The following is a 12560-nucleotide window of genomic DNA, read 5'->3' as shown; positions in this document are numbered from 1 at the left end:
GATGATCGTGCGCAGCACCGCGGAGATCACCGGTACCGACCGCGATGTCGAGGGCCTTGGCTGGCGCAGTAAGCGCATCGTGCTCGGCGGCGACGGCGTCGGATTCTCCTTCCACGAGACCACCATCGAGGCCGGAACCGTGCACGAGTTCCACTACCGCTATCACGTGGAGGCGGTCTGGCTCATCGAAGGCGAAGGGACGCTGACGGATCTGGACAATGGCGTCACCTACGAATTGGCGCCCGGCTCGATGTATCTGCTGGACGGACACGAACGCCACCGTCTGGAGGTGCGGACCGAGATGCGGATGATGTGTGTGTTCAACCCGCCGGTCACCGGGCAGGAGGTCCACGACAGTAACGGTGTCTACCCGCTCGTCGCGGCCCAGATCGGCGGATAGGAGGCGCAATGACGTTGGTGCACACCGACGATCGCTACCCGACCCGGCTCGCCACCCCGGGTCGGCATCAGGACCGCACCGATCCGACCGTATGGGGTGCGGCCGATTCCGAGGAGCTGGCATCTTTCGACGCCAACGGTTTCGGCATGGTCGAGCAGCTGCTTACGCCCACCGAGGTGGACGAGTTCAGCGCTGAAATCGACCGTCTCGCAAGTGCTCCGGAGCTGCACGGTGATGACCGGGTGATCGTGGAGAAGGGCTCGAATCGAGTGCGCTCGGTGTTCGAGGTTCATCGGCTCAGCGCCGCGATCGCCGACCTGGTGCGCGAATCCCGGGTCGCCGGATTGGCCAGGCAGATGCTCGGCTCCGAGGTCTATATCCACCAGAGCCGGGTCAACTACATGCCCGGCTTCCGCGGCACGGGCTTCTACTGGCACTCGGATTTCGAGACCTGGCACGCCGAGGACGGTATGCCAGCGCCGCGCGCGGTCAGTCTATCGATCGCCCTGACCAACAATTACCCGATCAATGGCAGTCTGATGGTTATGCCCGGTTCGCACCGCACGTTCGTGCCGTGCATCGGCAGCACCCCGGCCGAGCACTATCGGGAGTCGTTGCAGGAACAGGAGATCGGCGTGCCCACCCACGCCGATATCGCCGCGCTCGCGGACCGCTACGGGATCACTCAGTTCACCGGTGCCGCCGGATCGGCCCTGCTGTTCGATTCGAATATCATGCACGGCTCGTCGAACAACATCACCCCGTTCCCGCGCTCGAATATCTTCCTGGTGTTCAACAGCGTGGAGAACACCTTGGTTGAGCCGTTCGCCGCTCCGGCGCCGCGCCCGACCTATATCGCCAGCCGGGACTTCACCCCGGTGTAGTTCGTCGCGCGCCGTACGTCATGCGGGCATCAGCGATGGTGTCGACCCGCGTACGGCGCGCGCCTGCCGCGCTCGGTTTGCCCGAGACCGGTTGCCCGCGTGCGCATTCGGTTGTATGGATTGCGATTGTCAGCCGTAGATGTGCATCGTGACCGTGAGTGTCGCGAGGCGGGTGGCCAGACCGAGTTCGCGAGCGCCGCGCTCGATATCGTCGCGATCGTCGGGGGGCAGCTCGGCCCAGATCTCACCGAAGCGGACCTGGGTATCGGTGTCGGCCCCGGCGAGGACGCGCAGCAGGGTGGGCCTCAGGTGCCCCGTGGTCGCGATCGCGGGTAGCGCGGCCAGCGTTGATTCGGGCAATTCCAGAAGATTGGCACCGATTCGGCGTTGGACGTCGAGCTCGGTGCGCTCGACCAGATTGAGCAGGCCGCGCCAGAGTATCGGATCGGTCTGTTCCGCGAGTGCCGCGACCAGTGCCGACATCGCCCGGGTATCGGCGGTGATCGGGTTCGCCGCCACGGTGTCCAGGGCAGATGGGCTCAGATAGGCGGTAAAGCGGAGCAGGTCGTTGCTCGCACCGTGCTCGATCGCGGTGCTGGCCAGGTCGGTAATGGCTTCGGGCGGTCCGATATCGAGCAGGATGTCGCCGAGCGCCTCGAGCACATCCTCATCGCAGCGGGCGAACACCGATACGGCCGCCAGTCGCAGATCGGTCGATCCGGCGAGGACCGTCTCGAGCATGCGCGGTACCCGGTCCAGTGGTCCGGTCAGCAGTTGACGCACAATCGCGCTGATATTCGAGGCCGAGTAGGCGTAGGCCGCCGAGAGGATCAGCCCAGCGTCGTCCGGCACGCCTGCCTCGATGGCTCGGATCAGCGGTGTGGTGGCGTAGCCCAGGAACGGACCCGCGGTGACATAGTCTCGGCGGCGCAGCAGCTCGTTAGCGATGCGCACGATCGGTTCGGGCGGGGCGATCTCCGCGAGTTTCCCGACGGTGTGCGGGTCGATATACGGCGCGCAATCGGCGGCATATTTCGGATCCACCATCCTGGCGGCTTCCGCCGCCCTCTTGGGATGCGCGATGCCGACCGCCCCCGCCGCACGTCCGCCCATCAGCGGCGGCACGGTCCGCTGCACCAGCGGCAGCGAAATGCTCAGTGGAATGAACGGCACCAGCATGCTGATCCGCTTGAAGGTCGCCGCGTGGTCGTCGAAGATGACGCGTGCCATGCGCTGTTGCAGTTCGTGCAATTGCTCGGCGCCGAGCCGTTCCAGATGCGCCAGGCGCTCGACGGGAACATCGAGCGTGCGGGCCAGCAGAATGAGCTGTGCCCTGGTCACCATATCGGGCCCACCCTGCATCGATTCGCTCTGCGACGCCGACTTCATCAGCCGAGCCGATTCCCGAACATGAACTTCTTTGCCGCCGTGCGCAGCGGCCAGGGCAGCGCGCTCACCAACCTGTCGACGACCGCGGCGAGCCCGGCCGTCTCGGCCTTGCGCGCAGCGCGGAACATGATCAGCAGTTCGGCGGCCTCTGCATCGGAGAGTTGATCCAGGGCCGCGACCGGACCGCCCAGTTGAAGTTCGAGATCTGCTCTGGCGGTCATGTTTGCTCCCGGTTTCCCAGGCCCCGCGCAATGACGGTGCACGAAGCGTTCTCGATCATATTGTGCAATGCCACATGGGCTGCGGGAATCGGTTCGCTGGCACGGGATATACGGCAACTTCGGGCACGCAACGAACACTTGATCTAGGTGTTACCGCTGGGTACAAACGCATAACAATGCCGTCTCGACCAGATCGATTCGGCCTCCCGAGAAATGCATGCAGTTGGTTACGGATGTCATCAATGTCGACGCGGAGTGCGAGGTAGCGCGCAAACCCTGTGGGATCTGCTGGTGGTCCGCAAATGTCGAATGTTCCCAGGAATCGGCGTGCCAGCGGGCCGAGATATCGGATACGCATCCGCTGATCCGCGGCGGTACGGCAGGGACACCGATCACCGCACCGCCGCTACGGCTCGTCGTCGGCCAAGAGGGATACACCTTCGAATTACACTGCTCGGCAGCTTCGTCGCTGTGCGGTTGCGGTGGTGACGTCGAAGACCGGACGCGGGTCACTGTCACCTGACGGCGTGGTAGTTATCGGGCGACAATGCGCTCGGTGACAATGCGTTCCAGCGCGGCGAGATCCTGTTCGAGCATCCGGAACAACCAGTAGATGCCGATGAACGCCACCGCGCTGCCGACACAGAGCACGCGCACCGCAACGATGACCGCCGGAATGTCCATGGCGGGAATGAACGTCGCGCCCGCGATGCCCAGCAGCGGTACGGCGGCGGCGATGGCGAGGAAATAGGTGCTGCGGCGGTCGAGTTGGCGCAGTTGTGCGTCGTCGTCGGCGCCGAGTCCACTGTGCGGCAGGAACATCGGATAGATGCTGCGCACGGCATAGAAATTGACCAGGAAATATGGGTAGGCCATGGCGATCGCGCCGCAGACGATCTGGGTGATGAAGAAGTGCAGATAGGCCCCGGCGGTGAGGTGGTTGCCCGAGACCTGCACCGAAACCGGGACGACCACACCGGCCAGCACCCATAACGCAAAGCAGGTCAACACAGTTCGGCGGCCGAGTTGCAGTGTGTCGGTGCGGGCTCTGGTCAGCGTGGGTGCGTCGTAGGACTTGCCCGTGCGTAGCCCATGTGAGATGGACCAGGGATTCATCACCAGCACGATGGTGATAATGACCCCGATGAGGAAGCAGATGCCGTAGGTGATGACGGCGATCTGATCGAAGCGGTGCTGTGCCTGCTCATCGAGTTTGGCAATGATCAAGGTGCGATTGTGGTTGTAGCTGTACAGGATTGCCAATGCGTTGGGAACGGCGATGGCCAGCGCCATGATGGGATGCATGAGCAGTCGGGCGCGTAGCCGCCAACTGTGCGGCGGCGGGTCGACCAGATCGCGGGCGCGCGCGTCGAGACTGACGTCGAACTGCTGGGCCATATCCGCCCCGCGTGCCCACCGCCGTTCGCGATCCGGTTCGAGGGCGCGGACCAGCGCGCGGCGCAGCGCGGCCGGACAGTCGGCCGGAAGGTCCTGGTACGGCAGCGATTGCGGGCTGCCCGCGCGGCGGTCCAGCATGCCGTCGAGTGTGGTGCGGTCACCGCCGGTCGCCATCTTGTCATCGAAAGGTTTACTGCCGGTGAGCAGTTCCCACAGCATCACCGCCAGTGCGTAGAGGTCACTGCGCGTGTCCAGGTCGGCGGCCGTCGTCGATTTGTCCGGATGCACGGCGGCCAGCTGCTCCGGTGACATATAGGCCAGGGAACCGCCGAAGTAGGCGACCGGGCTGTCACCGGAGACATTGCCGCTGAAGCTGATATTGAAATCGGCGAGTTTGGGAATGCCCTCCGCGGTCAGCAGCACATTGGCCGGTTTGATATCGCGGTGCAGCACACCGCAGCGTCCGGCGTAGTCCAGCGCCAGGGCGAGTCTGCGCCCGAGCCAGGCGATGGTCTCCGGCCAGGACAGTGCAGCCAATTCGGCACGCACCGCGGATTCACTGGGCTGGATCTCGCCCTTATCGGCGAGTACTGAGTCGATGACGTCGAGTAGGAGCGCGCCGCTGCGCTCGGCTTCCGGAGTACTGCGCACCCGCTCCAGCACTGTGAACAGCGTGCCGCCCGGCACGTATTGCATATAGAGCAGCCGCAGTCGACGGCGCTGCAGAACCCGCTGGTCGAAGACCCGCACAATGTAGTCGTGGTCGAGCTGGGCGAGGGTTTGCGGTTCGGCACCCTTGTCCTGGGAGATCTTCACCGCGACGAGCCGCTGCATCGAACGCTGTCTGGCCAGGAAGACCCGTGCGAATGCGCCACGGCCCAGACCGGTCATCAGGTCGAAATCGTCGATCGTCTGGCCGACATCGATATCGTCGAGATCCACCGGATCGGCGGCGACCGTCAGCAGTGTGCTGCGGTAGTCGTCGGTGGCCAGCATCTCCGAGAGCTGCTGTGCCTGCTCCGGGTAGGCCGCGGTGTATTCCTCGACGGCTACCGAACTGCCCGCGCGCCTGCGGACATGGAACTCCTCGTAGATGAGATCGGGCGGCAATGGCCAGGTCCGCAATTCCGGCAGGTCGTCGACGTATTCGGCGAGACGCTTCGGTTCGGTGCCGCGCATCCAGCGGTTCGCCAGATCGACCTTGATCAGCTCGATCAGCGACACCCGGCGGATGGCGGGGGAGTCCGGCAGGTAGGCGGGTAGATCCGGGGGCACGTCGGCCACCCGCCAGGCCTCGGCGAACCGCTCGACTACCTCGGCGACACCGCGAGAACCACCCGGCGAGCGGTCCGGAGCGGCCGTCGCCCCCGCAACCGGCGGAGCGGAGTGCGCCATCTGCGCATCGTAGCCCCGTCGATACCCCGAAGACCCCCGAGTCGGGCAAGTGATTTGTCAGCTCGAGGGGTAGCGATATCACAGTCGCCCGAGCACGGCCGGCCACATCGAATTCCGCTGGCGCTCAGCCGGAATTGACCGATTGACCGGGTTTCTCGGTTTGCTCCTCGGCCACGCAGGCGCGCCAGGCGCTGGCCTCGGCGTGATTGCCCTGACGTTCGAGCAGTTCGGCAAGCCCGACCATGGCGCGTAATTCGCGTCGATCGGCGGCAGTGCGCCACCAGCGTTCGGCATCGCCGAGCTCACCGCGGCGGAGCAAGACGACTCCGAGGTCATAGGCCGCCCCGGCGTGCCCGGCACCGGCAGCCTGTGCCCACAGCCCGCAGGCCTGCTCCTCCTCACCGCGCCCGAACATCGCGACGCCGAGATCGTAGAGCGCACTGCGATAACCGGGGTCGCCATCCCCGGCGGGCCGCTGCTGCTGCGGTTCCGGCTGTGGTGGCTCTGCGACCGGGTTGTGGCTGGAATCTACGGCTGCCGGTTCCCGCGTCTGCGGAGACTGAGCCTGCATTGTGTCCGTAACCAGTGCTGGCGGTTCCGCTGGCCGGGCTGTTGACGGCAGTTCTGCCAACCGGGCCAGCGCGGGCTGCAATGGTGTGGTTTGCTCTGCTTCCGGGATCTCGGGCCGGGCGAATGACGTTTGCGATGGCTCCGGGAACCGCACCAATTCGAGGTCTGGTGGTGTCGGCTGCGGCTCCGGGAAGCGAGGCTGCTCGGCTTCGACGGCCACCGTTCGCTGTGGTGCGGTCAGCGGCGGCGACTGTGCGGCGGGGGATTCGACGGGCCGCGTGTGCTCCGGCGCCGGAATGTTGGAAACGAAGGAGGGCGGGGTTGGGGCGGAGACGGCGGGGAGGCTCGCAGTGTCTACTTCGATTACGAGATTGGCGAAGTTGGGCGGACCCTCGCCGACGCTGCACCAGAGAATGAGTCGGCCGGTCGGGGGCTGTTCGATGAGGATGCCGTAGTTGCCGCTCCAGGATTTCTGCGCGCCGTAGGCGTCCACCCAGACGGGCGTGAGGGAGAACAGCGCGCCCGGATCGGTCGGGATCACTTCGAAACTCACGCCCGCGGCGAGGGCATCGCTCCACACGTCGACACCGGCGAGGCGTCTGCCATCGATGCCGATATGCCCATCTATCACCGATAGTCCGATTCCGTGCCCGCGCAGCCCCGCGGGCGGGGCGGCGGACAGCAGGGTCATGGTGACCAGGATCGGCGCGGGCCCGACCTGCTCGGTGTACATGGGGTAGATCAGACTGCCGTTCCAGGTGATCGGATCGGCGGAGCGGTAGCGGGCGGCCAGCGGTAGGTGCTCCGGCGAATTCTGGGCATACCAGTGCGAATACGGCTGATTCATATCGCGCCCCGACTTTCCACCGATGCTTCCTCGCCCCTGCCTACGCGGTCCGGCCGGTACTACCGTACTCGTCTCCTATCTGCCCGGCGGCTCAATCCTGAGAGGACCGTACACGGCCCCGCCGAACCTTGGCGCCGAGTAGTTCCTCGCCTGTTCTGGTACCCATTTCGAGTTCGTCGAGAGCCTGCACGAGTCTGCGTTCCTCCCATTGGAAATGCGATTCCAGGATGGCGGCCAGGCCGTCGAGTTCGCGCCGTACGGTAGCGGAATTATCCGGCCCGATCGAGTCGAGCAGTTCGGTCAGCCTGCGCAGGATATCGGCGACCAGTTGGTGGTCCGCACGCAGTTCCGCCAGTACCGGCGCCAGTTCCGGAAACTGCCCAGCAAGCGCCGGGAAGCCCGCGGCGTCTTCGCTGGTGTGGTGTCGGGTCAGCGCGGCGCAGAATGCAGTGCAGTGGGCGCGAAGTTGCGTCGGCCGCAGATCGGAACCCGCTGCGTAGGCGCTGACATCCGCTCGGATTCGGGTGAGTTCAATGCGGAGCCAGTGGTGGATCGCCACGAGTTCCTGTCCGAGGGCGCGCGCCCGGTTCGCGTCGAGATGAGTTGCTGTCATGGATCGTCTCTCGATCGAGGAAGTCGCACGGGCCGTGTGGCTCCGCAGACAATGGTGGGGATGCGTCGGACTTCGATGCCCGGCTCGACCTCAGTGAGAGCGTGAATGTGGACGCACGGCGGACTCCTCGATCACGGTGCCTCCATGCCGATCGCCGTCCACCCGGCGCCGCCACGCGACACATTCATGATCTTGCACCTGCAAAGGGCGTCGATCAACTCGGGTGCGGGTTGGAAGATGTTGCGCGCCATGCGAAGTTGCGGTTCGTGCCCGATCCGATGTTGGGCAGTTACATGTAACTGACGGTTACATATAGATCAGGTTGTTCTGCGGGATCGGGTGCCAGAGCGGCGATGTCAAGGATCCTACCCGATGCCAGGCCGCGATGTGACACGACCGCGAATCATGGTTGCATGCCAGGGCTCATGCCGCCATCGAGACCAGCGTGGGCCGGGAACCCGAGGCAGCGTAGGGAATTCGGCCCACGGATCGGCCGGGATCCATGGGCCGAGTCGACCAACCGATGCGTCAGACGCCTACTGCCTCTTCCATTTCCTCTTCGGCCTCCACCCATCGCTGCGCATGCACGGGGGCGGCCGGAGCGGGGGAGTTGCGGCGTTCGTATCCGGCGGCCACCACCAGCAGCACCGCGCCGACCGCCAACCACACGAACAGACTGGCGATTCGACTCGCGAAACCCGCACCGCCATCGAAGTACAACAAGCTGCGCGCTCCTTCCACGAAACCCGCGCCGTTCCAGAACGCATGCAGCGAGCCGAAGAAACCATTCTGCAGTTCGGGACGGTAGATCCCACCGGAGGTCGTGAAGTTGAGCATGACGAACAGCACCATCAGCGCGAGCGTGGTCCAGCGCTTCAGGAAGGTGTGCAGTCCGATGCCGACGGCGACGATGCCCGCCGAGTACAGCCAGCCCATGGCCCAGATCGCCGCGTAGTCGTGGTCGACGATGTGGAATACGGGTCCGGCCACCGCGATTCCGATAATGCTGACGGCAAGTGAGGTGGCCAGCCCGACCGCCGCACGCACCCGCATGGACAGTCCGGCACCGGCTGCGCCGATTGCGGCAACGCTGCCATAGGAGCCGATACTCAGTGCGACGAGCAGGAAGAACAGACCCTGTCCGGTGGGATCGCCACTTGCGGTGGGGGCGATATCGGTGACCGTCATCGGCACGCCCTGCGCACCCGCGACCTGGTCGGCGCCTTGGAGCGGCTGGGATATCTGACCCGGGAGGTCGATCCGGAGAACCGCCGCAACCACATTCTGCGGCCGACGACGGAGGGACGACGGGTCGCGGGGGCGGCCGAGCGACGTCGACATCGCGAGTTCGCCGAACGCTTGACGGCATGGGAGGACGCCGATATCCGCCGGTTCGCCGACTATCTGGTTCGCTACAACACCGGGCGGTGACCGCGCGAATTCCGTAGCCGCACCGCGTAATTGCGCTAATCCCTTTCGCCGAACCAAGCGCTTGCTACGCTGACTTGATGATCCCCACGATCGTCTGGGGCACCGGCAATGTCGGCCGTGCGGCCATCCGCGCCGTCGACGCGCACCCGGCGCTGGAACTCACGGGCGTGCTCGTCCACAATCCCGATAAGGTCGGCCGCGACGCGGGCCCACTCGCGGGACTCGACTACGACCTCGGCGTCACGGCGACCGCCGATATCGAGTCGGCCCTCGCCGCCGGACCTCGGGCGGTGGTGTATGCGGCCTCGGGCGATATCCGCCCGGATGACGCACTCGCCGACATCATCAGAGCCGTCGAAGCCGGAGCGGTGGTCGTCACCCCCGCGCTGTATGCGCTCTACGATCCGTCCAGTGCGCCATCCGAGGTGCGCGATCCGGTGCTGGCCGCGGTCGCGCGGGGCGGCGGGTCACTATTCGTCTCCGGCGTCGATCCCGGCTGGGGCAATGACGTGCTGCCGCTGCTGATGAGCGGACTCGGCAGCACCGTCGAGGTGATCCGCTGCCAGGAGATCTTCGACTACACCACCTACGACCAGCCCGATTCGGTCCGCTACCTGGTCGGTATGGGGCAGCCGATGGACTACCTGCCGCCGATGGTGGCGCCGAGCGTCCCAACCATGGTGTGGGGCGGGCAGATTCGGTTGATGGCCCGAGCGCTCGGCGTCGAACTGGACGAGATTCGGGAAACCCTGGACCGACGCGCGCTCGACGCCATCGTCAGCACCGAGCGGATGGGTGATTTCGAAGCGGGTACCCAGGGGGCGTTGCGATTCGAGGTGCAGGGGATCGTCGAGGGCGAGCCTCGGATCGTCATCGAGCACGTCACCCGGATCCACCCGTCCTGCGCGCCCGACTGGCCGATGCCACCCGACGGCGAGGGTGCGCACCGCGTGATCATCGAGGGCCATCCGCGCATCGAGATCACCATCGAGGCCGCCGACGAGGACGGAAACCGTTCCGCGGGTGGCAATGCCACCGCGGTCGGCCGGCTGGTGAACGCCATCGACTGGCTCGTGGACGCCGAACCCGGACTCTATGACGCACTCGATGTCCCACTGCGTCCAGCAGTCGGCAAGCTCGGAAGGAAGCACCCATGATCATCGACATTCCCGAGGGCAAGGATCCGATCGGCTACGTCTGGGGCGAGATGGTGCCCGGTATCGGCCTGGCGGCCTCGAACTTCTCCCTGTCGGTGTACTCGCATTCGACCCTCGGACTGCGTGAATTCGAGGCGGCACGACTGAAGATCGCCCAGGTCAACGGATGCATTTTCTGCCTGGATTGGCGCACCGAGCGCGACGGTCAGAAGGTGGAGCCGGAGTTCGCGGACGCGGTGACCAATTGGCGCACAACAGAATTGTTCGACGACCGCACCCGGCTGGCCGCCGAATACGCCGAACGCTACGCCACCGATCACCACAATCTTGACGAAGAGTTCTGGGACCGGATGCGGGCACACTACAGCCAGACCGAAATCGTCGAGCTGAGCATGAGCATCGGATCATGGCTGGCCTTCGGGCGACTCAACCACGTGCTCGGCCTGGACGCGGTCTGCGTGTTGCCCGGACATTCGTCGTAGGCATGTCCCGCAGATAAATCGGTGGTGTCGCCATCGCTTGGCGGCTCCGGGACATGGTGGCTCGTCAGGCGCTGGTGCGTGGCTGGCCCTTCTTGCCGACAACGCGATTGATGAAGGCGTCGATGTCGACGATTGCTCGGCGGTGAGTTCCCGAACAGATAAGGCCGGATTCGTCGTGGCAGGTCACGTCGAATTGAAGGGTTCGGCCGTCGATGTCGGTCAGGGTGATATCGGCGGTCACGGTCATGCCTTCCGGCGTTGCGGCGACATGGCTGACGTCCACGTGGGTGCCGACCGTTCTTTGCTTGTCGGACAGATATGGCCGGAGTGCGGTGATGCAGGTCTGTTCGACGAATCCGATCATCATCGCGGTGGCGAAAACAGGTGGCATGTCGACGAACCCGGGCCACGACGGTTCCACGCGGGGAACGGTGTGTTGCGCACCGACGACCATGTGCTCGCGGTGCGACAGGCCAAGGCGAAGGGGCGGGTGTTGTTCATCGAGTGTGTTCATACGATTCCGATTCTCATGTTGACGGGCCAGGTGACCTGTCGCGGCTTCGTGGGATCACCCCACAGGGCGGTCAGGTCCGCTGCGAAGGTGTGTAGGACCTCGGGCTTGCCCGCGTCATTGACTCGTCGCACCGCTGACCAGGTCGACAGGTAACCGAGCACCTCGTTGAGGTTCCAGTCCTTCGTGATGCGCATCGGCGGTGCCGGGTATTCCTCGAACGGGAAGTCGAGGTCCGCGTAGCCGCTGTCGACGAGCTTGCGTTCCGGTGGCCAGTACGGGCCGATCTCGTCACGGTAGAAGCGGTCGAACCGGTCGGCCAGGTCGGGTTCGAGTTGCATTACCCCGTAGCTGATCAACGCGAGCACCGCGCTGTCGACGGCGATCCGGCGGACCTCGGAATAGAACGCGGGCCGGTCGAACCAGTGCACCGCCTGGGCGGCGGTGATCAGGGCAGCACTGCGATCCGGGACAGCCAGCTTCTCGGCAGGCGCCCGGACGTAACGGACCCGCTTCTGCGGTTGAGCATGCTCGATTTGCTCGGCGCTCGGATCGAGACCGATCGTGGCATAGAAGTAGGGGGCGAGCTGGCAGGTCAGTTGCCCGGTTCCACATCCGACATCGACCGCGAGGTCCGCGGCCGGCGCCAGTGATGCGAGGAACATCGCGAGACGATCCGGGTACTCCGGACGGAAGCGCGCGTACGCCCGTCCCTCGCGATCGAACCAGTTCTTGCCCTGTGTTGCGCCCTGTGCGAGCAACACATTCCGCTGCTGCTTGTGTTGCCGAGCCGTTCGGATCCGGTCCGCGAATCCGGTGCGCTGCAACGCGCTGGCGGTGTCTCCGAGAACTCGCCGGATCGGGAATCCGATCTCCCTTTCCAAGTCCACCACCGCCACGAACGTGACCTCCCAATGCGGCTCGAGCTGCTCGACGAGACCGCGCCCTTTATCGGTCAGGCGCAGGCCGCTCATGCGGCCATCGGGAAGTCGCTCTCGTTCGAGCAGCTCATCCGCCACCATCAACCCCACGGTCTGGCTGATTGCGCTCTGCGTGACGTGCGTCCGGTTGGTGATGTCGGTGACGGTTGATGCACCGTCGTTCATCGCCCGCAACACCGGGGTGTACCGAGGGCGGTACGACATGCCAAGTGAGGCGTACACCTCCTCGGCACCTCGATCGACCAGCTCACCGACATACCGAAGAAGCTCGCCGAGCCCCGGCGACGGAAGTACCTGCATGCCCAAGAATATACATTAGCG

13 protein-coding genes are annotated in these 12560 nt (G+C 65.2%); 5 read left to right on the top strand and 8 right to left on the bottom strand.

Annotated features, from left to right (window positions below; genetic code table 11):
• The first annotated feature begins 1 nt into the window (after position 1).
• Together ACWEO2_RS02955 and thpD are read left to right on the top strand one after the other, a co-directional pair.
• Positions 2-400: an ectoine synthase gene (locus tag ACWEO2_RS02955; protein WP_452403794.1), complete on the top strand. Its 399-nt coding sequence runs from the start codon at positions 2-4 to the stop codon at positions 398-400.
• A gap of 8 nt (positions 401-408) precedes the next feature.
• Positions 409-1284, top strand: a complete 876-nt coding sequence (gene thpD, locus ACWEO2_RS02950; RefSeq protein WP_452403793.1) for an ectoine hydroxylase — start codon at positions 409-411, stop codon at positions 1282-1284.
• 129 nt (positions 1285-1413) lie between these two features.
• Here thpD and ACWEO2_RS02945 read toward each other — a convergent pair whose 3' ends face one another.
• From ACWEO2_RS02945 to ACWEO2_RS02920, 6 genes are all read right to left on the bottom strand, one after another.
• Positions 1414-2673 carry a hypothetical protein gene (locus tag ACWEO2_RS02945; protein ID WP_452403792.1) on the bottom strand — a complete coding sequence of 420 codons (1260 nt, stop codon included), beginning with the start codon at positions 2671-2673 and terminating at the stop codon, positions 1414-1416.
• The gene (locus ACWEO2_RS02940; RefSeq protein ID WP_452403791.1) at positions 2673-2894 is read right to left on the bottom strand and encodes a hypothetical protein; all 222 of its coding nucleotides are present in this window, start codon (positions 2892-2894) and stop codon (positions 2673-2675) included. The genes ACWEO2_RS02945 and ACWEO2_RS02940 overlap by 1 nt, the downstream gene beginning before the upstream one ends.
• Before the next feature lie 534 nt (positions 2895-3428).
• Positions 3429-5687 (bottom strand): serine/threonine-protein kinase, encoded by a 2259-nt coding sequence (locus ACWEO2_RS02935; RefSeq protein ID WP_452403790.1) that lies wholly within the window; start codon positions 5685-5687, stop codon positions 3429-3431.
• 124 nt (positions 5688-5811) lie between these two features.
• Entirely contained in the window at positions 5812-7104 is a 1293-nt protein-coding gene (locus tag ACWEO2_RS02930; RefSeq protein WP_452403789.1) for a hypothetical protein, read from the bottom strand.
• Between the two features lie 91 nt (positions 7105-7195).
• Entirely contained in the window at positions 7196-7717 is a 522-nt protein-coding gene (locus ACWEO2_RS02925; RefSeq protein ID WP_452403788.1) for a hemerythrin domain-containing protein, read from the bottom strand.
• Between the two features lie 528 nt (positions 7718-8245).
• Complete coding sequence (locus ACWEO2_RS02920) at positions 8246-8905, bottom strand: hypothetical protein (RefSeq protein WP_452403787.1); 660 nt, start codon at positions 8903-8905, stop codon at positions 8246-8248.
• 36 nt (positions 8906-8941) lie between these two features.
• Between ACWEO2_RS02920 and ACWEO2_RS02915 the strand changes: the two genes are divergently transcribed.
• From ACWEO2_RS02915 to ACWEO2_RS02905, 3 genes are all read left to right on the top strand, one after another.
• Entirely contained in the window at positions 8942-9148 is a 207-nt protein-coding gene (locus ACWEO2_RS02915) for a hypothetical protein (RefSeq protein ID WP_452403786.1), read from the top strand.
• Positions 9149-9225: 77 nt separating this feature from the next.
• Positions 9226-10305: an NAD(P)H-dependent amine dehydrogenase family protein gene (locus ACWEO2_RS02910; RefSeq protein ID WP_452403785.1), complete on the top strand. Its 1080-nt coding sequence runs from the start codon at positions 9226-9228 to the stop codon at positions 10303-10305.
• Positions 10302-10787, top strand: coding sequence for a carboxymuconolactone decarboxylase family protein (locus ACWEO2_RS02905; protein ID WP_354959931.1), 486 nt, complete (start codon positions 10302-10304; stop codon positions 10785-10787). Before ACWEO2_RS02910 ends, ACWEO2_RS02905 begins: the two co-directional genes overlap by 4 nt.
• A 64-nt stretch (positions 10788-10851) precedes the next feature.
• On the opposite strand, the gene ACWEO2_RS02900 is transcribed toward ACWEO2_RS02905, so the two are convergent.
• Together ACWEO2_RS02900 and ACWEO2_RS02895 are read right to left on the bottom strand one after the other, a co-directional pair.
• Entirely contained in the window at positions 10852-11208 is a 357-nt protein-coding gene (locus ACWEO2_RS02900; RefSeq protein ID WP_452403784.1) for a thioesterase family protein, read from the bottom strand.
• A gap of 89 nt (positions 11209-11297) precedes the next feature.
• On the bottom strand, positions 11298-12539 hold the full coding sequence (locus tag ACWEO2_RS02895) for a methyltransferase domain-containing protein (RefSeq protein WP_452403783.1): 1242 nt from the start codon (positions 12537-12539) through the stop codon (positions 11298-11300).
• Between the last annotated feature and the right edge of the window lie 21 nt (positions 12540-12560).

It is taken from the genome of Nocardia sp. NPDC004278 (assembly GCF_053602975.1).
Note: the sequence above shows the minus strand (reverse complement) of the source record. Positions and strands in the feature narration are given on the sequence as shown.